The 20,120-nt window shown below is 38.0% G+C and carries 20 protein-coding genes, 4 tRNA genes and 1 pseudogene; 8 read left to right on the top strand and 17 right to left on the bottom strand.

Going from position 1 to position 20,120, the window contains the following annotated elements; all coding sequences use genetic code 11:
* Nucleotides 1-159 precede the first annotated feature (159 nt).
* Nucleotides 160-2,874 carry a M66 family metalloprotease gene (locus MMP60_RS05945; protein WP_241335410.1) on the top strand — a complete coding sequence of 905 codons (2,715 nt, stop codon included), beginning with the start codon at nucleotides 160-162 and terminating at the stop codon, nucleotides 2,872-2,874.
* Between the two features lie 128 nt (nucleotides 2,875-3,002).
* Here MMP60_RS05945 and MMP60_RS05940 read toward each other — a convergent pair.
* From MMP60_RS05940 to MMP60_RS05915, 6 genes are all read right to left on the bottom strand, one after another.
* A tRNA-Trp gene (locus MMP60_RS05940) sits at nucleotides 3,003-3,076 on the bottom strand.
* Nucleotides 3,077-3,141: 65 nt separating this feature from the next.
* A tRNA-Leu gene (locus MMP60_RS05935) sits at nucleotides 3,142-3,226 on the bottom strand.
* A gap of 149 nt (nucleotides 3,227-3,375) precedes the next feature.
* Nucleotides 3,376-3,449: transfer RNA gene (locus MMP60_RS05930), tRNA-Trp, on the bottom strand.
* A 68-nt stretch (nucleotides 3,450-3,517) separates the two neighbouring features.
* Nucleotides 3,518-3,602: transfer RNA gene (locus tag MMP60_RS05925), tRNA-Leu, on the bottom strand.
* Nucleotides 3,603-3,708: 106 nt separating this feature from the next.
* Nucleotides 3,709-4,533 (bottom strand): protein kinase, encoded by an 825-nt coding sequence (locus tag MMP60_RS05920; protein WP_241335409.1) that lies wholly within the window; start codon nucleotides 4,531-4,533, stop codon nucleotides 3,709-3,711.
* Nucleotides 4,508-6,016 (bottom strand): DUF3336 domain-containing protein, encoded by a 1,509-nt coding sequence (locus tag MMP60_RS05915; RefSeq protein WP_241335408.1) that lies wholly within the window; start codon nucleotides 6,014-6,016, stop codon nucleotides 4,508-4,510. The genes MMP60_RS05920 and MMP60_RS05915 overlap by 26 nt, the downstream gene beginning before the upstream one ends.
* Nucleotides 6,017-6,194: 178 nt before the next feature.
* Between MMP60_RS05915 and MMP60_RS05910 the strand changes: the two genes are divergently transcribed.
* Both MMP60_RS05910 and MMP60_RS05905 read left to right on the top strand, forming a co-directional pair.
* Nucleotides 6,195-7,079, top strand: coding sequence for an ATP-binding protein (locus MMP60_RS05910; protein WP_241335407.1), 885 nt, complete (start codon nucleotides 6,195-6,197; stop codon nucleotides 7,077-7,079).
* A 105-nt stretch (nucleotides 7,080-7,184) separates the two neighbouring features.
* Nucleotides 7,185-8,285, top strand: a complete 1,101-nt coding sequence (locus MMP60_RS05905; protein ID WP_241335406.1) for a DUF6670 family protein — start codon at nucleotides 7,185-7,187, stop codon at nucleotides 8,283-8,285.
* Between the two features lie 60 nt (nucleotides 8,286-8,345).
* Here MMP60_RS05905 and MMP60_RS05900 read toward each other — a convergent pair whose 3' ends face one another.
* Nucleotides 8,346-8,921, bottom strand: a complete 576-nt coding sequence (locus MMP60_RS05900) for a TetR/AcrR family transcriptional regulator (RefSeq protein WP_241335405.1) — start codon at nucleotides 8,919-8,921, stop codon at nucleotides 8,346-8,348.
* 90 nt (nucleotides 8,922-9,011) lie between these two features.
* Between MMP60_RS05900 and MMP60_RS05895 the strand changes: the two genes are divergently transcribed.
* The 3 genes and pseudogenes from MMP60_RS05895 to MMP60_RS05885 form a co-directional block, all read left to right on the top strand.
* A complete protein-coding gene (locus tag MMP60_RS05895) occupies nucleotides 9,012-9,554 on the top strand; it encodes an HPP family protein (RefSeq protein WP_241335404.1) in 543 nt (180 codons plus the stop codon).
* Between the two features lie 149 nt (nucleotides 9,555-9,703).
* Entirely contained in the window at nucleotides 9,704-10,282 is a 579-nt protein-coding gene (locus MMP60_RS05890) for a TetR/AcrR family transcriptional regulator (protein ID WP_241335403.1), read from the top strand.
* Nucleotides 10,279-11,196: pseudogene (locus MMP60_RS05885) on the top strand (EamA family transporter); the annotation flags it as partial. The gene MMP60_RS05890 and the pseudogene MMP60_RS05885, both read left to right, overlap by 4 nt.
* 492 nt (nucleotides 11,197-11,688) lie before the next feature.
* Here the strand turns inward: MMP60_RS05885 and MMP60_RS05880 are convergent.
* From MMP60_RS05880 to tsaD, 4 genes are read right to left on the bottom strand one after another with little or no spacing between them, the layout of a single operon-like run.
* Nucleotides 11,689-12,192 carry a hypothetical protein gene (locus MMP60_RS05880; RefSeq protein WP_241335401.1) on the bottom strand — a complete coding sequence of 168 codons (504 nt, stop codon included), beginning with the start codon at nucleotides 12,190-12,192 and terminating at the stop codon, nucleotides 11,689-11,691.
* 41 nt (nucleotides 12,193-12,233) lie between these two features.
* Complete coding sequence (locus MMP60_RS05875) at nucleotides 12,234-12,971, bottom strand: tRNA(His) guanylyltransferase Thg1 family protein (RefSeq protein ID WP_241335400.1); 738 nt, start codon at nucleotides 12,969-12,971, stop codon at nucleotides 12,234-12,236.
* Nucleotides 12,968-13,423 carry an AAA family ATPase gene (locus tag MMP60_RS05870; protein WP_241335399.1) on the bottom strand — a complete coding sequence of 152 codons (456 nt, stop codon included), beginning with the start codon at nucleotides 13,421-13,423 and terminating at the stop codon, nucleotides 12,968-12,970. Before MMP60_RS05870 ends, MMP60_RS05875 begins: the two co-directional genes overlap by 4 nt.
* A gap of 1 nt (nucleotide 13,424) precedes the next feature.
* Nucleotides 13,425-14,432, bottom strand: a complete 1,008-nt coding sequence (gene tsaD, locus MMP60_RS05865; protein WP_241335398.1) for a tRNA (adenosine(37)-N6)-threonylcarbamoyltransferase complex transferase subunit TsaD — start codon at nucleotides 14,430-14,432, stop codon at nucleotides 13,425-13,427.
* A 145-nt stretch (nucleotides 14,433-14,577) separates the two neighbouring features.
* Between tsaD and rpsU the strand changes: the two genes are divergently transcribed.
* Together rpsU and MMP60_RS05855 are read left to right on the top strand one after the other, a co-directional pair.
* Complete coding sequence (gene rpsU / locus MMP60_RS05860; protein ID WP_004652785.1) at nucleotides 14,578-14,793, top strand: 30S ribosomal protein S21; 216 nt, start codon at nucleotides 14,578-14,580, stop codon at nucleotides 14,791-14,793.
* A gap of 29 nt (nucleotides 14,794-14,822) precedes the next feature.
* A complete protein-coding gene (locus tag MMP60_RS05855) occupies nucleotides 14,823-15,269 on the top strand; it encodes a GatB/YqeY domain-containing protein (RefSeq protein ID WP_004808327.1) in 447 nt (148 codons plus the stop codon).
* Nucleotides 15,270-15,323: 54 nt separating this feature from the next.
* On the opposite strand, the gene MMP60_RS05850 is transcribed toward MMP60_RS05855, so the two are convergent.
* The 6 genes from MMP60_RS05850 to MMP60_RS05825 form a co-directional block, all read right to left on the bottom strand.
* Nucleotides 15,324-16,067, bottom strand: coding sequence for a Hint domain-containing protein (locus MMP60_RS05850; RefSeq protein WP_241335397.1), 744 nt, complete (start codon nucleotides 16,065-16,067; stop codon nucleotides 15,324-15,326).
* A 33-nt stretch (nucleotides 16,068-16,100) separates the two neighbouring features.
* Nucleotides 16,101-16,460, bottom strand: a complete 360-nt coding sequence (locus tag MMP60_RS05845) for a hypothetical protein (protein ID WP_241335396.1) — start codon at nucleotides 16,458-16,460, stop codon at nucleotides 16,101-16,103.
* A gap of 40 nt (nucleotides 16,461-16,500) precedes the next feature.
* Complete coding sequence (locus tag MMP60_RS05840) at nucleotides 16,501-16,866, bottom strand: GFA family protein (RefSeq protein ID WP_241335395.1); 366 nt, start codon at nucleotides 16,864-16,866, stop codon at nucleotides 16,501-16,503.
* 28 nt (nucleotides 16,867-16,894) lie between these two features.
* The gene (locus tag MMP60_RS05835) at nucleotides 16,895-18,337 is read right to left on the bottom strand and encodes a M48 family metalloprotease (RefSeq protein WP_241335394.1); all 1,443 of its coding nucleotides are present in this window, start codon (nucleotides 18,335-18,337) and stop codon (nucleotides 16,895-16,897) included.
* Between the two features lie 125 nt (nucleotides 18,338-18,462).
* A complete protein-coding gene (locus tag MMP60_RS05830) occupies nucleotides 18,463-19,014 on the bottom strand; it encodes a 1-acyl-sn-glycerol-3-phosphate acyltransferase (RefSeq protein WP_277603687.1) in 552 nt (183 codons plus the stop codon).
* Between the two features lie 139 nt (nucleotides 19,015-19,153).
* The gene (locus MMP60_RS05825; protein WP_241335392.1) at nucleotides 19,154-20,119 is read right to left on the bottom strand and encodes a D-glycerate dehydrogenase; all 966 of its coding nucleotides are present in this window, start codon (nucleotides 20,117-20,119) and stop codon (nucleotides 19,154-19,156) included.
* Between the last annotated feature and the right edge of the window lies 1 nt (nucleotide 20,120).

The raw sequence follows: 20,120 nt of genomic DNA, 5'->3' as shown, positions 1-20,120 counted from the left end.
ATAAAAATCCAATAACACTTAAATAAAAAAACAAGAACAGCATCACACAACAAAATAACTATTTTATTTATTACTTATATACTCAGTAATTCAATTTAAGTTATATTATTTTAAATCCAATATTTTATTTAACATCCTATTCATTCGGTTAATCTAAATATGAAAATTGTGACAAAATCCTCAATAAGCACATTGAGCTTATGTATTTCATTAGCTCTATTATCTGGCTGTGGTGGAAACACACAAGAAACAGCCGATAATAACAAAACTGAATCAGCGACAAGTGCTCAAGCAAAAGCACTCGCTACGTCTGGTGCATATCCTGAGCCAAATAAAGATGTTTTTGATTCGAATACCCTTGGTTTCTACGACTACGATCTAGAAGGCAATGTGCGCCATATACGTAACGACCTTGTTGGTAACTTTGCTGCAATGATTCAATTTGCACAAAACCATACTGTAGACCCAAACGGTAATGAAGCGAAAAGCATGCCTCGCCTTACCAGTGAAAAAGATGCACTTCTTTTAGTCACACCAAGTGCAGATATGGGTGACATTCAACAACTGAATGCAGAAATTTATTTGAATAGTCGACTAATACGTCGGGTTGCTTTACAAGAACCAACCCAAATTCCAGCATCAGATCAATCTAATGGTGATGCTCGTGCACGTGTTCAATACTCCAAACAGACGTGGACAGTCCCTCTAAACTGGGATGAAGTCAAACCAGGTTTAAATATTCGTATTGTTGATCCAATCAGCCGTAAAAATGGACGACTCGATGCGCAATCCATTGATTTTGGAGCACCAGGTGAATTGGTTGTTCAAAGCATTCGTTTGGGCATGCTCACTGCACCTCGACAATCTAGCGGTCACTATATGCTAAATGAACCTGAAAAAGCGGGTACTGATTATTTTGAAACCATTCCTGCGGCAAAAATGATCGTCACAAAGTATGATGACATGCAACTGAATCAAGTCATGGTTGCAAGTGGTGTCATTTATAATGATAAAAGCGCCACAACAGGTGATGTTTACAGCGGTGATATGCGAGAAAACACAGCCAAATCCACCTTTAGCACAGGAATCAACCTTGCCAACTGGGGTGTAACCAGTGCTTCAATGTCTAGCCAAGAACAACCTCAACTGACTCAAAGTGCTGTGATTCACCATGCTTGGGGTAAATACGAAAATGGTGATGTCAGTCATGGTTTAAGTGGTGGTAATGGCATTTTAACGCTGATTGATTCAGCAGGTAATGAATTTAGCCATGAAATTGGGCATCACTATGGCTTAGGACACTATCCTGGACAAAACGGAGAAAACTACTTTTGGGCAGCCCATCATCCAGATAGTGGCTGGGGCTATATTGCCTATCGTAATCGTATGCGAGGCAATTTAAATTGGAACAATACAAACTTAGATAACCGCTTAGGTGGTACACCAATCTTTCAAAATGCCTATACCTACGGTACTGATGCCATGGCAGGTGGTAATTACTCTAGTTCTCTGTCTCGTTTCACTCATTATACAGGCTATAGTACAAAGATCAGAATACAACCCGCATTTGATCGTGCGGTTTGGGATGCCAACTCTACTACAGGATACAAACGTTGGAATGCGACAACACGCCAAATGGATGTCACGCAACCTAAAGTTCCAAACTCAAGTCAAGTTTGGTACAACCGCCCTGATGGCAATTATCTAAAACCAACTCAATTTGGTGTACCTGTCTTTACCATTTTAGGTGGCTACGACCCTGTCAACCAAGTCGGTCTGCTTTACCCTGCTGCACGCGGCAACTGGGGGAACATTTTCACACTCCCTCAAGCACAGACGAGCCTTGCAAATGCAAGCTGCTGGATCAATGTCAAATATGCATCTAAAGCAGAAGAAAACATCGCGCTCGCCCCAAATCGCATGGGCAGCAATGCAAACAAACTACATATTAATTTGGCTCAAAGTGATGCACCTCTAAGCGTTGATTTATACTGTAAACGTGCCAATGAACAAGCCAACAAACTCTCGTCGATTGTCATTCCAAGCTATGCACAACCCCTCCCTGCTGCGGTCACTATTGGTAAGGAACAAGGCTTTACAGCTTTACGCAAAGTTGAACTCCCACAACTAGAACAAGCTTTACTCAGTAACCAAGGTAAGCTCGTCGCAAATTTATCTCCAAACAATAAAATTCTCTATGACTCTTATAAGAATTTTAAAAATGAGCTTTCAGCAACCGCACGCCAAGAGTTTGATCGCTTCAGCAACCAACAAGCACAATTATACCGTTTAAACCGCTGGGTCAATGTCTATCGCAATGACTTAACTGCAAATATCACCGCTGCAAATGACGCGTTAAAAAGCTTTGTCACCCAACTTGGTCTTTCTAATAGCAATCCACTGGCAGGTGCAACAATGTTTGTCATGCCAAATATGAATTCAGCTTGTCTCAAAGCTGAAATTTCGAGTAGCACGGGCAAACCAAGTGTATTTATGAGTGGTAGAAATAACTGTACTGGCGATAATTCTAGCCTATGGATCTATGATGCTGTGGGCAAAATTCACAGCGTACAATATCCTGAACTCTGTTTATCAGGTACAACTCTCGCTGCCTGCAATAACAGTGTTAGTAACCAAATTTGGGAAACACCTGTTACTGGTTCAACTCAACAGTTCCGTCAAGGTAGCAGTTGCTTAGATCTAAGTGGTGGTGGTGCGCCAAGTGCAGATGGTCGCGGTACATTAATTACTTATGGCTGTGGCGGTGGAAATAATCAAAAATGGACAATCACCACACCAAGTCAAAACTTTATTTTAGCGGCTGCAACAGGTCAAAATTTACCACTATTGGCAAAAGCATTAGCAACACCATAATCAAGCACGATCAAAAATAAGAATAGGGAGCGAATATGCTCCCTATTCTTTTTCTGGTTTTCTCAATTGAATTGTTAAATCAAAAAGCATAAAAAGCCCTTGTAAATACAAAGGCTTTTTTATTAATTTGGCAGAGGATCAAGGACTCGAACCTTGACGAACGGTTTTGGAGACCGTCATGCTACCATTACACCAATCCTCTATAACTGCATGATTAATTCATCTCTGACTTAATCATAAAAAGTAAGAATACTTACTTTTTAAATTTGGTGGGGGCGAAGAGACTCGAACTCTTACACCTTGCGGCGCTGGAACCTAAATCCAGTGCGTCTACCAATTTCGCCACGCCCCCGATGGATGTGTATATTAGTGATAAACTTTCTTGCTGACAAGTCCTTTTTATAAAAAAAACATGCATCTGAAAGCTAATGCTTTTTTCGTATACAAATAAAAAATGTAGAAATAAAAAAAGGAACTTTAAACAAAGTTCCTTTCTATATTTGGCAGAGGATCAAGGACTCGAACCTTGACGAACGGTTTTGGAGACCGTCATGCTACCATTACACCAATCCTCTATAACTGTATGATTAACCCATCTCTGACTTAATCATAAAAAAAGCAAGATACTCTTGCTTCTTAAATTTGGTGGGGGCGAAGAGACTCGAACTCTTACACCTTGCGGCGCTGGAACCTAAATCCAGTGCGTCTACCAATTTCGCCACGCCCCCGATGGATATGCATATTAGTGAGAAACATGCTTTATGACAAGTCTTTCTGATAAAAAACCCTACCAAATGGACATATAATATTCAAATCAAGTATTTATGTTTATTTTTACAGCAAATCAATCACATTTAAACAATGTTTTGCTTCAACAACGGAGTTCAAACGCTGTTCTTTATGTTTCTGCAATAGACCTTTCAGCAAAGGTAAAAAACACTGCAACTCATTAGGCAATTGAATCTCTAGTTTTTGGCAATGTAAAACTGCCCAATCATGATAATTTTTTGCACATAATCTCGTTTGAGACAACCATTCATAAAGAATAATGCCAAATGCATATAAATCAGTTTGCACGGTTTTCGGCTTCCCATGAAAAAGTTCAGGTGCCATATAACGTGGAGTCGCCGTTAAATTCTGTATTGAATGCTCTAATTTGCAGCTTTGCTCAAAATCAATCAATTTGCATGAATTTTCATATAATCGGAAATGCTCAACTTTTAAGTCTCCATGAACCCAACCCAGTTGATGCATCTTGTCTAGCGCATCTAATGCAATAAGAATCTTGTGCTGAATCGCTTCAGTATTCGCTACATTGACAATCGTATCGAAAAATTGATTTGTATCAGGACTGAGTAACCCTACCCCACACTCAGGAAAACCCATACCAGTTGTGATATCCCGAAGCTGAATAATTTGATGCGCTAATAAAAAAGTTTGCTCAATTTGAGCATGTTGTTGATAGAAATCTAATTCACGCTGAAAAGCTTGCTCCAACACATCATGGGTATTTGCTAGATGGAATTTGAGCCAGTACTGTTGCTGTGCAACCTGAAAAGTATATAAACGCCGCCCAAATGCATAGCTCTCAGATTTGGTTGTTAAAGTTAAACCATCCCATTGAATGTTTGAATCAGAGATCCACGTAGTAAAAATCATTCTGCTGCTTTTCTTGCTGCTTTCGCAATGATGTTAAACAATGCTCAATGGTTTTACCAATCCGTGCATGTATTTCGATGGAGGAAATTTTAGGCCATGTTGCCCTTTCACCCTCTTGCTGTAAGATTTTAAAAAGTTTTGGACGTGGGTTTTTGAGCATGTAATGATAATGCCGAAGTCCATACTTGGCGATAATATTCACATCCCCATAGTAACGTTGTCCTAAGATTCCATAGCCATGATCTAAAATACGGCGAATCGGGAAAAAATCTCCCATATAATGGCGCGTTAGATCAAGAAATTCCATCGCAATCGCTTTGCCCTGATGCCGAATAATTCGCTCAGGCCAACTCAGCACATCTCGACGAAATCGTTCCGTATCACTTTGCATAAAAGGCACAATATGAGGGTTTACTTGGCTGGCAATGGTGTAATTAATGTTATATAGACGTGCCATTTTTTCTTGTGGAAAATCACTGCGCATGCTGCCATCCACCCACCTTGTATTGGCTAGATACGGCGTATGTTGACCATCATAACGCTTACTAGTTACATGCACAGGCGGAAATAATACAGGTACAGCACAGGAAGCTAAAACAGCACTCCAAACCAGAACATTCGGTGCTGTCAGTGCATTCATAATCCGTGGATTTTGTGCCGTGTTATAGGGCGCAATCACAATATTAATATGGCGTTTTGACTGTTGATAGGCTTCTGCAAATGTTACATCCCCCAAATTTTTCATTAGGAATTTTTTCAAATACATCACATCAGCAATTCCACCATTCCCTCGAATCAATTCAGTCATTTTTCTAAATTTAAAGGCATCACTAAAAAAGTGTTCACCTTTCAGTAATTCAGGAACTTTATCAGCCGCTGATACGCCCAACATGCCTGTCATGATCGCCCCTGCACTTGAACCAGAAAGGACTCGCGGCATCAGATCTTGTTCAAGTAAAACCTTACACACACCTGTATGAAATAACCCAAGTGTTGCGCCACCAGAAAACATAAGCGCAGGTTGGCCATAAGCCTTTTGGCATTCTTCAAAAAATTGAATCTTTTCTTTAAGTTGAAAGGTAATACATTCACTAGCAGCTAAATAGCGAAGACATTCACTCATCTCTTCTACATAATTTTCGATAATTCTTTTGGTACCAATATAGGTTTGTGCAAATAACATTGGATGTCCAATATTGGCGAAGTCATAAGATAAGCCTTCACGAAGAACATAAATTAAATCTAGAGTACGATGCTGCATTCGATATTTTTTTAATAAGTTATATCGTTTAGATAAAATTTCCGCATCAAAATAAGGCGATTGATTGTCATATTTCCACGCTTCACGACCGGATTCTTCGTCCAGTTTTAGTGCAATTTCCTTCCATTCCGTATAAGAACTTGCATGTTGCAGACTTTCTTTTAATGTAGCAATTCTATGTGACTGATATATATTCTTTTTATCTTTAAATTTATTGAACATTATCATTCCTTATTTTTCATTATATGCTTATTCTCTTGCACTTATACAATGCAAAAAGCAGCATCAACAATCAAGGGTCAAATCAACCAATTCCAATATTTTTCGTGATATTTTCTGTATTTCAACTATAGCGATGATAGTATCCCTATTCATTAATCACTGAGTTTGGTTTGTGTTTATGGCTATTCTTGATTTACCCGAATCTATTCTTCAATCGTTATCCAGTGTTTTGACACAGTTACAACAAGTTCTCCCTGCGCTCAAACAACCCACAGATTTTTCGGCAATTGCATTTCGATGGGAAAATCAACAATTGCTTGCAATTCAGCAACCTAAAAAAATGTATTTAGAAGACTTGAAAGGGATTGAACGTCAAAAAGCCAAGATCATCCAAAATACCTTGCAGTTTCTCAATGGTTTACCTGCCAATGACGTTTTACTCACAGGTTCTCGTGGTACAGGGAAATCATCCATTGTTCGTGCCTTACTTACAGCATATTCAGTACAAGGTTTGCGTTTAATTGAAATCGAACGTGATGATCTTTCTGATTTACCTAAAATTCAAAAATTAATCGAAAACCGTCCTGAAAAATTTATTGTTTATTGTGATGATCTCGCTTTTAACGCAGAAGATGAAAATTATCGTAGTTTAAAAAGTGTCTTGGATGGTTCACTTCAATCAGGTTCAAGCAATTTTATTATTTATGCGACCAGTAATCGCCGCCATTTACTGCCTGAGTTTATGCATGAAAATACGCCCGTGCGTAAAGTCGATGTTCCGCAATATACCGAGTTACACCCTCAAGAAGCGATTGAGGAAAAAATTTCACTGTCCGATCGTTTTGGCATGTGGCTTTCCTTCTATCCAATGGATCAACAACTGTATTTAGAAATTGTTGAGCATTATATTGTTCAAGCAAATTTAGAATATAACGACATTGTTCGTGCTGAAAGTTTAAAATGGTGCCAAGCACGTGGACAACGTTCAGGGCGTGCAGCTTATCAGTTCTCTAAGCATTGGATCGGTTCGCAAAACCTTGAAAAATTGTCTAACAAGGTTTAGGGAGATTGTCCTAAAAAGCTTTGGCTTTGTCCTTATTTCCGCTTAGCAAAGGCAATTGTTTTTCATAACCTAGCTTTTCAGTCTGGAAAGAACGTAGGAAACAAGATGAAAAAACAATTGCCACCCTCATCCCTTACAAGCAAAATTTTGGGTAAAAGTTTATTACTCGCACAAAGCACCTTAGATCAAGCGATTAAATATTCAACGATTCCTTTTTCTGAACCAGAAATCATTCGTCCTAGAACTGAAGAAAAATTCTATACATGGACACACTATGGCATCTTCTTTCCATTGCTACCTGAGCCACATCGTTATTTGAATATCATGATCTTGCTCGGTACGCCTGGGGCATTAGCTTTTGATCATGATGATATTACTTTGGGCGATCCACGCAAAACAGCAACTTTCTTTTCAAGCACCGCCGCTTTAGATGAACATCTATTAAAAGCCTATATCATGCCTGAAGAGACTCATATTCAAGAAAATGGTTGGCAAATTGAGTTGGGGCAAGAAGTTTCAATTGAAGGCACTTTACCAAATATTCACCTCAAAGGTGCTTATCATGGCTTAAAGTTTGAGTTTGATTTAGATGTTACAGATCAAGCCTCTTGGTTTATTAAAACCCCGATTTATGATCATTTTAGTTTATTGTCAAAATTTAAAGGTCAACTCGAATATCAAGGACAAATAACCCTCGCAGAAGGCTTATGTACCTATGAATATGCCAGAGCCGCAGGCGCACATGGTATCGTTAAAAAGTTGCTGCCAGAAGCTTACAAACTCCCTCTCGATTTCTTTACTTATCAAATTATTAATTTGACAGAAACCACTCAACTACTTTTAACTAAAGCCGATATTTTAGGTCAACCAGCCGCATATAGCTTGCATGTTCGCCATACAAATCAACCTGCTGAAGTCTATAACAATGTTGAATTTAAAGTCATTTCACACCATGTAGATGACTATGTTTCACCGAATGGCAAAAAGATGCGTTTACCGCAATTGTTTTCTTGGTCTGTAAAAGATGATGCCAATAACAAACTGCTCGACATTATTGCAGAAGTTGATAGCCCATACCGCTATGGTCATGGGATCGGTTATGCGAGCGCATACACTTTCACGGGTGAATATCAAAACCAAAAAGTTCAAGGTCGTGGTTACCTTGAATATATTGATGTCGAAAATCAAAATGCCTTTAAAGATTAAAAGTCTTGAATTAAGCAAAATAAGCCTTTGATTAGTGTTCAAAGGCTTATTGATTTCGGATTAAATTTCTTTTTGATTAAGATCAATTAGAGTAAAAGTATCAACAATTTGCCTGATTGAATTTTTGATCTCTGCTGCAACTTTGGTGTCATAACCTTCAACTAAAAAGCGGCTAATTAATCCTTCAATTAGAGTATAAATAATTTCAACTAATACATCCGCATTGGAAAAAGATGCTAAATATTGCGCGATTAAGTTTCGAATCCAAATCTTATGGTCTTTCGAAACCATGATGATATCTTGATCACCCAAATGCGATTCAGCTACTGCTCGAACAAATAGACATCCTTTAAAATTATCTTCTTGAAACCACAACAGATGCCAATCAATCAATTTATCTAATGCTGCTCGCCCAGTTTCACCTACAACATAAGCAACCAGACTATTCCTAAACTTTTGGTCTCGCGCTTCTAAGACAGACTTCACCAATTGATTTTTATTTTTAAAATAGGTGTACATCGTTGTTTTTGAACAACCTGACTCATCCCGAATTAAATCGACACCCACACCGACAAAACTATTTTCATAAAATAATTTCTCTGCTGTATCCAATATTTTGTGGGCCGATTTAGACATAAAAATTCACTCACTCAAGTAGTACAGATCTGTACTATTTGTAATTTTAGTTATATCATCATCAGAAAGCAACCATTCAATGAGAATGAAATGTTATCAATATTCCAAGGTAAAGAGCATCTAGCCCCAGCACCCCAATCCAGTGATCTGATTAGAAGCTTAATCGGTGGGACACTGAGTATTTTAATCCTGATTTTCCTCAGTAAATTGACAAATAATTTATTCATCATGGCACCGTTTGGTGCAACTTGCGTACTGTTATATGCAGTATCTCAATCACCATTAGCCCAACCTCGTAATGTTATTCTTGGGCACTTTATCTCGGCATTGATTGGTTTATTATTTCTTAAACTTTTTGGTAACTCTGCATTCAGTATTGCACTTTCTGTTGGCTGTGCGATTGCTGCCATGCAATTTTTACGTTGTATTCACCCACCTGCTGGAGCAAATCCTTTAGTCATTCTACTTACTGCGAATACAATTGAATACCATTGGAGCTTCTTGTTTTTTCCTGTACTTCTCGGTGCAATTGCCCTTGTACTCGTTGCTTGGCTAGTCAATAACCTCAAATCAGAAAAGAAATGGCCAATTTATGGCTTGGCATTGATTCATAGTAAAAAGAAGATCGAATAAATAAGACAGTGATGGAGCAGATCAAAGTGCGCTCCATCCCTTTAAACCTATACAAAACTTTCTATCAATCAATTCAATAAATTCCTCTTGTCAATTACTCTACTTTTCTACAATAATAGGTAGATCGGTATACCTAATAAAGTTTTATTATGAGCACCAAATCCGCAAAACAAAAAATCCTAGATGCTGCATCCTTTCTGTTCTACAACGATGGAATTACCAATACAGGCATTAATAGCATTACAGGCAAAGCCAAAGTTGCAAAAATGTCTTTGTATAATAATTTCCCAACCAAATCTGACTTAATTACCTGTTATATCGAAGCTCGACACCAAGAGTGGTTAGACTTATATGAGAAAAGAAAAGTTCAGATCAAAACACCGATGGATGGCATTTTAGCTATTTTTGATGCCTATCAAGACCATGCTGAATTTGCCTATGAAAAAGGTTTTCGTGGTTGTGGTTTACTGAATGCAGCAGCCGAATTTCCTGCATATAGTCCTGAACGTTTAGCGGTTAAAAATCATAAAGATGAAATCGAAAATATTGTGGCTGGACATTTATCACAATTATTCAAAGAGCCACAAAAAGTCCAACAACTTGCTCTACTCATTTCTTTCGTTTTAGAAGGCTCTATTGCCCGTGCAGGTTTAGAAAGCTCCAGTGAGAAAGTATTTGCAGCAAAACAAATAGTTCAAAACCTATTGGAACAAGAGGTTTCAAAGTGAGCACCTCTTCTTTTAGCCTCAGTTCTCATTCTGGTTTTATTGCTGTCCTCATTGCCTCTATTTTATGGGGTACCACAGGCACAGCCGCCTCTTATGCCCCAAATCTAAGCCCTTTAGCGATTGGCGCAATCGCAATGGGTGGCGGTGGTTTATTGCAAGCCTTATTGGCTTATAAAAATATCCGCTGTCATTTACCTCAAATTCGTTCTTACTTTCCGTTGCTTTTGGTTGGCATGGTTTCAGTTGCGATTTATCCACTGGCTTTCTATTCGTCAATGCGTATGGCGGGGATCACCATTGGCACAGTCGTCTCAATTAGTTCAGCCCCGTTATTTACTGCGTTACTGGAAAAATTTTTTGATCAAAAAACACTCTCTGGAAAATGGTTTATTAGTTTTGTCTTCGGCGTAGCTGGGGTCTTACTATTATCAATTGGCGAATCACTCTCTCAAGGCTCTAGCCAAGACATTGCAACTGACCAAAAAAGCATAGGGATTATTCTCGGACTGGTCGCAGCACTCACTTATTCTTTGTACTCTTGGGCTGCAAAAAAGATGATTGATCGTGGGGTCGACTCAAAAGCTTCGATGGGATTAATTTTTGGCTTCGGTGCTTTACTTTTATTACCGACATTATTTTTTACAGCTTCAAACCTGTTTGATGAGTCTGTAAATTTGTATGTTGTCGCTTATATGATGCTGATTCCAATGTTTCTTGGCTATTTATTATTTGGTTATGCTTTAAAAACTATTTCAGCCAGTACCGCAACTACGCTAACGCTATTTGAACCTTTAGTTGCAGCTTTGTTTGCTGTTTTGCTGGTTGGTGAGCAACTCGCACTCATTGGTTGGGTTGGCATGATTCTGATTTTTGTTTGTCTGGCAGTATTGTCTAAAACCGATAAACCAAATTAATTTTGTGAAACTAAGGGGGCTAAAATGTGCGAATGTCAAAATGTAAAATCTTTTTAGTTTTGATTTCAAAGCAAGTAACAATTTTCCACACTACTTCAGAGAAGAAAGTCCTACATATGAGACCACTCCTTCTTTTGACTACTCTAGAACTTCCTATCAATGTTCAGAATATCAACAATGGTGGTGCTCGCCTACAGAAGATATTTACCCAATCCTAGGCATAAAATTAAATGCTGAAAATCATCTTTTATCAGAACGCGAGGTTAAAGCAATAAAACAATTCCTAGCAGTTCTTAGCCATGAAGGATTTTCAGCGGAAAAATGTAGTCGTCATGGGTGCACCAACTTAGCACTCAAGACGATTAAAATGTGTATCAATCATTCTATTTAATACAAAAAAAACAGATCTTTTCTAATAAAACGATTCTGTATAAATTTGACTAGCGATGCAGAGAAATAGATTTTCTCTGCATCGAAAATAGAACTTAAATATCAATACTCTTTTGCTAATTTCTCTAAGGTTGTGAGCATTTTTCTCACTACGCTTCTTTTATGATGCAACATATTCTTAATGTTACTTGGATTAAAACCAGTCAATTTTGCGATACCACGACTCGTCATGTATTCACCAGTTTTCGCAAAGTGCTTTTCACTTAACTCGGTTTTCGCATTTGAAAATCGAACTGCCAGCTTATAATCATTAAACTCAGACCATGCACCTGTCTTATATTCGTCTGCATCATAGCTACTCTTCTGTTGAGTAGGTTTTTCTCGAAGAATATTACTTAGGCGGTTAATGACAATTTTTTCTTCACTTTGCTCAATTATTTGATAAAGTTCAGTTTCTTCAAAAGGACGCCCTAAAGCGATATCTTTTCTATATTGTTCAACGACTTTTTCTTTTGACTCGACCTTTTTCTCACCTTGTTGAGTGAGGCAGAGAATCTTAAATAAAGACTCTAATCGGCCACATGTAAAAATATAAGAAATTTTCAACTTACAACTCCATTATGAACTGTTGCTCATAAAATATATTTTCAAAAAAAATTTTGATGGATAAATTCACTATAGAATTCATTTAAAGGCAAATCAAAATCAGTAAATAATTGCCTTCTTGTCGTTTGGGTGGGTTCGCCAGTTTTAGGATTTAAACCCGTTTTTTCGACGTCTTTCCAATAAATACCAGTACCACGTTTTTGCCATGCTGGAAGTTCATTAAAATTGATCTGTTGTGAAAAAAGTAAATCATGTTTCTCTTGACGATTTAACCCTTTCACTTGTGCAGTTGCTTCACCTACTGCATGACCTGATTTTCTAAGCATCCAATAACAGTGTGCATTTACTTCTTGTCTCCAACGAAAATAATCATCGACTAACTGCTGATTTGGCAAAATACAAACTCGGGCATCAAAAGTAGCAATTTGACCGTGCATCACAGAAAATTTTGCACTGGCTTCGCCTGCTAAGATTGAAAGAATTTTACGTTCTTTCCGATTAAAACTGTCATCATTTAAATGAAACAACAAAGAGATTTCATCACTTTGTGTATAACCATAAACAATATTAAAACCACATTGTAATAAATGTGCCGTGGTTTCCACCATTAAATCCCGAAAACGTACATCAAATGGTGCTTCAAATTGCCAAATTTCTTTGGTTAAGCGAGTAAAACCACGACCATCAAGTCGAACAACAATATAATTTTCAGGCGGGATACAAAAATCATAAGCCGTTTCATACTTTCTTAATTTTGTATCTAAATCATCAAATCTCATTGTTGTTCTCTTTGGTAGAGCAAACTCACATTAAAATCATTTTCTTGGTAAAGAGAAACTCGATAGATTTCATCAAAGCCCTCATCAAGCTCAGGTATTTCCAACTTTTTAAAAGTTGAAATCACACCAATTCGAGGAATTTTGGCTTTTCCTTCTCGCTGTTCATTTCGTAGCAGCGCATCATCCAAACAACTATCAAAGTAGTATGCACTCACTTTAAAGTGCGCATCTTTTGCATCTTGAATATACATCTTTCGATCGAGTTGGCTTGGATTAGTATTATCAACAACACATTTCTGTTTTGCCGCCAAACAAGCCTGAAACAGTATTCTTTCACGATGGCGTGTTTTCAACATATCCAAATTTAAACGAATATGAGTATCGGAAAAATATCGCTTAAAAAAAGTTGATTTACCTGAAGCCTGACATCCAATAAAAATGATTAATTCCATTTTAAGTGGGTTCTAACTCTGTCATCGGCCATCTTGGTGTCGTCGTCACCGCCAAACCATCATGTTGCCCTGCTTTTAAACGCTGATAACCTGCAAAAGCAATCATAGCACCATTATCGGTACACAAAGCAGGTTCAGCATAATAGACCTGTGCTTTTATCTTTTTCAATGATGTTTCTAATTGCTCACGTAATCGCAGATTTGCACTCACACCACCTGCAATCACTAATCGCTTTAAACCAGTTTGCTTTAATGCTTTCACTGATTTTTTCACCAAAGTATCGACAACTGCTTCTTGGAAAGAGGCTGCCACATCAGCATCACGATTTTCCTCACCTAACTTTTTCAGTTGCACTGAAACTGCAGTTTTAAGACCGCTAAACGAAAAATCTAAACCTTGATGTAATATTGGGCGAGGGAATTCAAATGCTTGTGCATCACCTTGTAAAGCCAGTTTTGCAATATTGGGGCCGCCTGGATAAGGCAATTTCATCATTTTCGCGACTTTATCAAAGGCTTCACCCGCTGCATCGTCAATCGATTCACCAAGCAATTCATACTGACCAATGCCGTAGGCCGCCATTAATTGAGTATGCCCACCTGAAACCAATAAAGCCACAAACGGAAATTCTGGTGGAGTTTCTGAAAGCAATGGAGCAAGCATATGACCTTCCATATGATGTACACCAATTGCAGGCTTGTTAAATGCAAAGGCTAAACTACGACCGAATAACGCACCTGTCATGAGTGCGCCCATGAGTCCAGGACCTCGGGTATAGGCAACGGCATCAATGTCTTGTTTTTTGACGCCACTTTGTTCAAGCAATTGATTAATCAACGGAATCATTTTACGAACATGATCACGTGAAGCCAATTCAGGAACGACCCCACCATATTCTGCATGCAGCTTAATTTGGCTATACAAAACCTGTCCTCGTAAGCCGAGCTCGCTATCATAGAGTGCTAACCCAGTTTCATCACACGAAGTTTCTAAGCCCAAAACAATCATTAAACTGCCTTTACAACGATCAAAAATAATATCGAAGCTATTATAGACTTGTGATCTGAGTTGTAAATGGGTAAAATACTGACCTTCACTTGCGATCTAGTGCAATCGTGCGTTAGATCTTATCCATAATCTTAGAGGATTTTACATGCCACAAGTTAAGTTGAAAGAAGGCGAACCAGTAGACGTAGCTATCCGTCGTTTCAAGCGTTCATGCGAAAAAGCGGGTGTTTTAGCTGACGTTCGTAAGCGTGAATTCTATGAGAAACCAACTCAAGAACGTAAGCGTAAAAAAGCTGCTGCAGTTAAGCGTTATCAAAAGAAATTGACTCGCGAATCTGTACGTACTACTCGCCTTTACTAATTAATTTGTGATTGACTGCTGAAAAGACTATGAATACTTTAAAAAACCAGATTACTGACGTATTAAAAAACTCAATGCGTGCCAAAGATATGGCAACAGTAACGGTTATTCGTGGTGTACAGGCAGCAATTAAGCAAATCGAAGTCGATGAGCGCATAGAGCTTGACGATGCTCAGGTTCTTGCGGTCATTGAAAAGCAAATTAAACAACGTAAAGAATCGATCAAGGCCTTTTCGGGTGCTGGTCGAGATGATTTAGCTAGTAAGGAACAAGCCGAAGTTGAGGTTATTTCTCAATTTCTACCAGCCGCTATGACTGAGGAAGAACTTGATTCCATCATTGAGCAAACGATTGCTGCTCAAGAAGCTACTAGCATGAAAGATATGGGTAAGGTGATGAATTCTCTACGTCCGATCATAGCCGGGCGTGCCGATCCTGCACAAGTATCTGCTAAAATTAAAGCAAAATTAAGCTAATCTGCTTAACTCCCCCTTTATACAATCTATTCAACTAAAAAACTGGATTCATTTTTAATCATGAAGCCATAGTCCATTCTTGCCTATAAAATACGTATTCGAATCATCTAATTGAATATTAAAGACACTTTCAAAAGCAAAATTGAACTGTGGATTATGTAAAAACTGAATAATATCTTTTAAAAAAACGTGCTTCTCTAAATCGCCTATAATGATGTAATCAGCAAGTGGTGGATGTTCATTTCTGCTAAAAATATTTTTATAAGCCGATAATACTAGATGAGCAATGTAATACGTTTTTAATTCATTATTTCGCATATCAACTATCATTGGTACATAATCACCATCTGTATGCAAATAAAATACTTGATCAATATGTGTTTGCATTAAAGGATCAACTGAAATAATAGCTCCAATACTTTTATCTTTGAATTGTATACACTCACCACCATTTAGCTCATAGATAGATTGCCACCCCTCATGAATTTCATAATTTACATCTTTATTTATCCATATCTTTTGGTTCGTAAAGACTTTCGTATGTATTTCTGAAGGGAACATCCCCTCAAGATTCATAGTCTGAGCAAAGGGATCATCTTCATGTGGTGCAATATAATTATCTATATATCGTAATAGATAAAGTTGTTGTTTTTCTATTGATTTAAATGTGCTAATTACAGGCTGATAAGTATATTGCTCATCTGATTGGGATAAGACTCTATCCCCAACTTTAATCTCCTGAATTGGGACTAAACCTCTTTCCGTATGCACCAATGTCCCTGCAACAAAGCCCGTCATTTCTTATTTACTTTCATACTTAAAGTATTTCTATTATTTAAAATCACACTGAACATTATATTTTGCCAGCATTTGCATCTCTTTCGATTCTGTCACTTGCTTGATTAAATCTTGCTTGGTCATACTGGCATATTGCTGTGGTAATGATGAACGATTTTGTTCAATCGCATCTGACATATCCTGAATATAACGCTGATTAATACCACAATACTGAGCTTGCTGCTCAGGTGTAAACTGTGAAATCTGTGGATTAAGGCTACGCAAAAAACCACGAATATCCTGTGCGTACACACTACGAATTTTCTCAACCGAATTGACATATTGCTCAACTGATGCTGCTGAGCTTATCCCCACACTACTTATTGCAAAAATAAAAACTAAAATTTTCTTCATAAATATTCTAACTTCTCAGCAATCCCTTACGCAGGTCATCTTATCTTAATTCAATAAAGTTTGGTTTATGCTCAATAAAAAATTCTTCTTTTGGCGCAGGAATATTTCCTTCTGTGACTGTACCCAAGCGCAGACGAATAATATTAGGTAAATCTGTACGATATGAATAAAGTGGGCTGGCACAATTTTGACAAAATACGCGTGCTTTATTCGGTGTGTGGAAGTATTCTTTGAGCTGATCGCGTCCTGATAGAATTTTAAATTGTGTTTGGTCAAGTGGGCTGTTCCAACCAGCTATTGAACCTTGCGCCTGTTGGCAATGGCTACAATAGCATAAAATGCTGTTTTCAATTTCAGCATGATATTGATACTGCACAGCACCACACAAACATTGCCCTTTGATCATTTTTATTTCTCTTAATTCTTGATAAAGATTAAATTTTCATACGTCGATCATCTTGCATTTGTTTTAAGCGAGAGTCAATTTTTGCGGACATAGCTAAATTTCCTTTGGCTAAACGCTGTGCATGCAACATCGATTTGATCGCGTTTTCCTCATAGCCTGACCAATACTCCACTTCAGCACGATAGCAAAGTACATTGACTGCTTGTAATGGTGAACTTTTATCCAAATTGGTTGCTTGCTGCAACAATTGCCAACCTTCTATATCTCTTTGGTTCTTATGAATAAAACGTTGTACTAATGTTTGTGCTTGAGCAACTTGCCCTTGTCGAATCAAAACCTCTGCAAATTTATAAGATAAAGCCCTATTTTCAGGCATCGTTCTCTGAACTGAATTAATACTATTATAAGCTTGATCTAATTTATTTTGCCCTAAGTAAATATCCGTTTGAATAAGCGAAACTAAGACATGATATTTAAGTTTTGCTTTTACCAAATCTAGATTTGCCTGTGCCTGAGTATAATCACCACGCTCTAAATAAAACTTACTTAGTGCAAGTTGCGCCGCTGTATTTTTCTGATTCGCCAAAGCCTGTAATTGAATTTCTGTCGCTTGGTTTGAAATCACTTGTGTGTACAATTTTAATATTTCGAAATCGAGATCATAAATTTTTGATTTTACTTTTGGGAGTTGGTTAGCACGTAATCGTGCTTCACTCATACGCTCTGTCGTTAATGGATGAGTGAGCCAAAAATCAGGTAGAAAACTGATCCGACTGGTTGCTCGATGCATGGTTTCAAAATAGTCCGCCATACTTTGTGGATTGTATCCCGCAGAGTACATAAACTGCATGCCGATACGATCTGCTTCACGCTCTTGGTTACGGCTATAACTGAGTTGCTTATCCATCAAGGCAGCTTGTGTACCCAGCATAACTGCCGACCCCACATCCCCATCTGCTGTAGATGCAATTGCTGCACCAACAAGAATCCCAGCCAAAGCAAGTAAACCCTGCCCTTTAAATGCTTCTTGCGAACGGCTGTAATGTCTTTGGGCAACATGTGCAATTTCATGTGCCATAACCCCTGCAATTTCATCTAGATTTTTTGCAGAAGTAATTAATCCTGTATTCAGTGCAAATAGACCACCAGGAACAGCAAAAGCATTGATTTGTGGATCTTTTACAATCACCAAACCAATTGGCTGACCTAACTGAGTTTGGCTGAGAATACCTGAAAAAACCTGTAAAAATTGATCTTCTAACCATGTATCTTGCACTGCTGGCATCTGCCGATGAACTTCACGATAAACTTTTTCACCGATCAGTTTTTCTTTTTGTTGATCAAGTAAACCTATACCACTTCCAATTTCAGGGACTTCAATCTGCCCAGTAGTCGGTGCCGGCAAAAATACCTGTGTGTGACTCAATTGAGTTGTGGCAACTAAGCCACATGCAAGCAGCAGCGATCTCAAGTCGTTTCTCTATGATTCTAATAAAGAAATTTAATATAGCATTAGAAAATGGAGATATTTGCAACGAAGTGTTATAAAAGGCAGGAAAAATCCTGCCTTAGTTTATATTTTTGAAATCAACACAATTATTTTAAATTTGTATAACGTTGATCTACACTAAAATTTTCAGGGAATTTTGCATTAATTTCTGCATAAAAAGACATAATTTCAGCCATATCTTTTTCATAATCACCTGTAGGATAAACAATTTTTCCCACACCTGTTTTTTTCTTAGCATAGTCCATATACGCTAATGCAATCGGTACGCCTGCTGTAGTCGCAACATGATAAAAGCCTGTTTTCCATTGCTCTTGTTTCGCACGTGTTCCCTCAGGAGTCACCAACATCACCAATTTAGGATGTGTTTTAAATAAGTCACTCATTAGCTGAACCATACTCGGTCGCTCTTGCCCTTCTTGCTTCACGCTACGGTCAATCCCAATACCACCCATTGCACGAACAAAAGGACCAAATGGAAACTTCATATAACTGTCTTTAATAGTAAGACGAACATTTACACCCAGAGCTTTCAATGCCAAACGAGCATATAGAGCATCCCAATTACTGGTATGTGGGGCTGCAATCATGACGCATTGATCAACATTCAAATCCCAATGATTATCTAGTTCCCAACCCATTAAATTTAAACTTTTCTCAGCCAATTTTTCAAACACAAGCGACCCCAAATGCAAAATTACAAAAGGCGCAAGTGTAGCAATATTAATCAATTTAAAAAGATCATATAGATTAAAAATCCAACAATCGAGTTGTAAGCAATTATTCGAATTTTGGATTTACTAAATATCGAGGTATGCGACCTTCCAATCCGTCGATCAGATTTTGATAAGCAAGCTTGACCATTTTCTGACGCGTTTCTGCGGTTGCTGAACCGATATGCGGCGCAGTGACTACATTTGGCAGTTCAAATAGTGGGGAACTCTGTAGCGGTTCTTTTGCATATACATCCAATCCAGCAGCAAAAATTTTATTTTGTTGTAGAGCATCAATTAATGCATTTTCATCGACTACAGACCCACGTGCAATATTGATGAATACAGCATGTTTCTGCATCAAGTCAAACTGCTCTGCACCAATCAATGCTTTTGATTCACTATTTAGATCTACTGCAACCACGATGAAATCTGATTGCTGAAGAAGCTGATCTAAATCACGATACTGCGCATTGAATGCTTGAGCGACTTCAATTTTCTCGCGACGGTTGTGATAAAGAATATCCATATTGAAACCGTGAAATCCACGACGTGCAATTGCTGCACCAATATGACCTAGACCAATAATTCCCAGCGTTTTACCAAAAACATCAACACCAAACTGTTCTACTGCAACGGTACGTTTCCATTGCCCTTGTTTAGTCCAAGCATCTAATTGTGGAATTTTACGTGCTGCACTCAGTAATAAACTGAATGCTAAATCAGCTGTAGTTTCAGTCAAAACATGCGGCGTATTGGCAAGCCAAATTTTTTGCTGATTGAGATAATCAACATCATAATTATCATAGCCTACCGAAACAGTGGAAATCATTTTAAGTTTTTGTGCGGGTGCTAAATTGCTTTGATTAAGTAAGCGCCCTGCACCAATCATGGCATCAGCATCAACAACTTCTGTTCGAATCTGTTCGTTGATATCACCTAGTTTTGGATTAAGTACCACCACTTGATAATTTTGCTGTAACTGCGTTAAAACATCCTGATCGATTTGGCTAAATACAACAACTTTCTTCATT

This window comes from Acinetobacter sp. ANC 4805, assembly GCF_022549495.1.
In the GTDB taxonomy this organism is placed as follows: domain Bacteria; phylum Pseudomonadota; class Gammaproteobacteria; order Pseudomonadales; family Moraxellaceae; genus Acinetobacter.
The sequence above is the reverse complement of the archived record's forward strand: the minus strand, read 5'-3'. Positions and strand labels throughout refer to the sequence as shown.

Excerpts from the sequence above, each read along its gene's own strand:
- MMP60_RS05945 (WP_241335410.1), top strand. The coding sequence starts at position 160 with ATGAAAATTGTGACAAAATCCTCAATAAGCACATTGAGCTTATGTATT.
- MMP60_RS05905 (WP_241335406.1), top strand. The coding sequence starts at position 7,185 with ATGAAAAAACAATTGCCACCCTCATCCCTTACAAGCAAAATTTTGGGT.
- MMP60_RS05920 (WP_241335409.1), bottom strand. The coding sequence starts at position 4,533 with ATGATTTTTACTACGTGGATCTCTGATTCAAACATTCAATGGGATGGT.
- MMP60_RS05840 (WP_241335395.1), bottom strand. The coding sequence starts at position 16,866 with ATGATCAAAGGGCAATGTTTGTGTGGTGCTGTGCAGTATCAATATCAT.
- MMP60_RS05895 (WP_241335404.1), top strand. The coding sequence starts at position 9,012 with ATGTTATCAATATTCCAAGGTAAAGAGCATCTAGCCCCAGCACCCCAA.
- MMP60_RS05910 (WP_241335407.1), top strand. The coding sequence starts at position 6,195 with ATGGCTATTCTTGATTTACCCGAATCTATTCTTCAATCGTTATCCAGT.
- rpsU (WP_004652785.1), top strand. The coding sequence starts at position 14,578 with ATGCCACAAGTTAAGTTGAAAGAAGGCGAACCAGTAGACGTAGCTATC.
- MMP60_RS05845 (WP_241335396.1), bottom strand. The coding sequence starts at position 16,460 with ATGAAGAAAATTTTAGTTTTTATTTTTGCAATAAGTAGTGTGGGGATA.
- MMP60_RS05855 (WP_004808327.1), top strand. The coding sequence starts at position 14,823 with ATGAATACTTTAAAAAACCAGATTACTGACGTATTAAAAAACTCAATG.
- MMP60_RS05900 (WP_241335405.1), bottom strand. The coding sequence starts at position 8,921 with ATGTCTAAATCGGCCCACAAAATATTGGATACAGCAGAGAAATTATTT.
- MMP60_RS05875 (WP_241335400.1), bottom strand. The coding sequence starts at position 12,971 with ATGAGATTTGATGATTTAGATACAAAATTAAGAAAGTATGAAACGGCT.
- MMP60_RS05830 (WP_277603687.1), bottom strand. The coding sequence starts at position 19,014 with ATGGGTTGGGAACTAGATAATCATTGGGATTTGAATGTTGATCAATGC.
- MMP60_RS05870 (WP_241335399.1), bottom strand. The coding sequence starts at position 13,423 with ATGGAATTAATCATTTTTATTGGATGTCAGGCTTCAGGTAAATCAACT.
- MMP60_RS05850 (WP_241335397.1), bottom strand. The coding sequence starts at position 16,067 with ATGACGGGCTTTGTTGCAGGGACATTGGTGCATACGGAAAGAGGTTTA.
- tsaD (WP_241335398.1), bottom strand. The coding sequence starts at position 14,432 with ATGATTGTTTTGGGCTTAGAAACTTCGTGTGATGAAACTGGGTTAGCA.
- MMP60_RS05915 (WP_241335408.1), bottom strand. The coding sequence starts at position 6,016 with ATGTTCAATAAATTTAAAGATAAAAAGAATATATATCAGTCACATAGA.
- MMP60_RS05890 (WP_241335403.1), top strand. The coding sequence starts at position 9,704 with ATGAGCACCAAATCCGCAAAACAAAAAATCCTAGATGCTGCATCCTTT.
- MMP60_RS05825 (WP_241335392.1), bottom strand. The coding sequence starts at position 20,119 with ATGAAGAAAGTTGTTGTATTTAGCCAAATCGATCAGGATGTTTTAACG.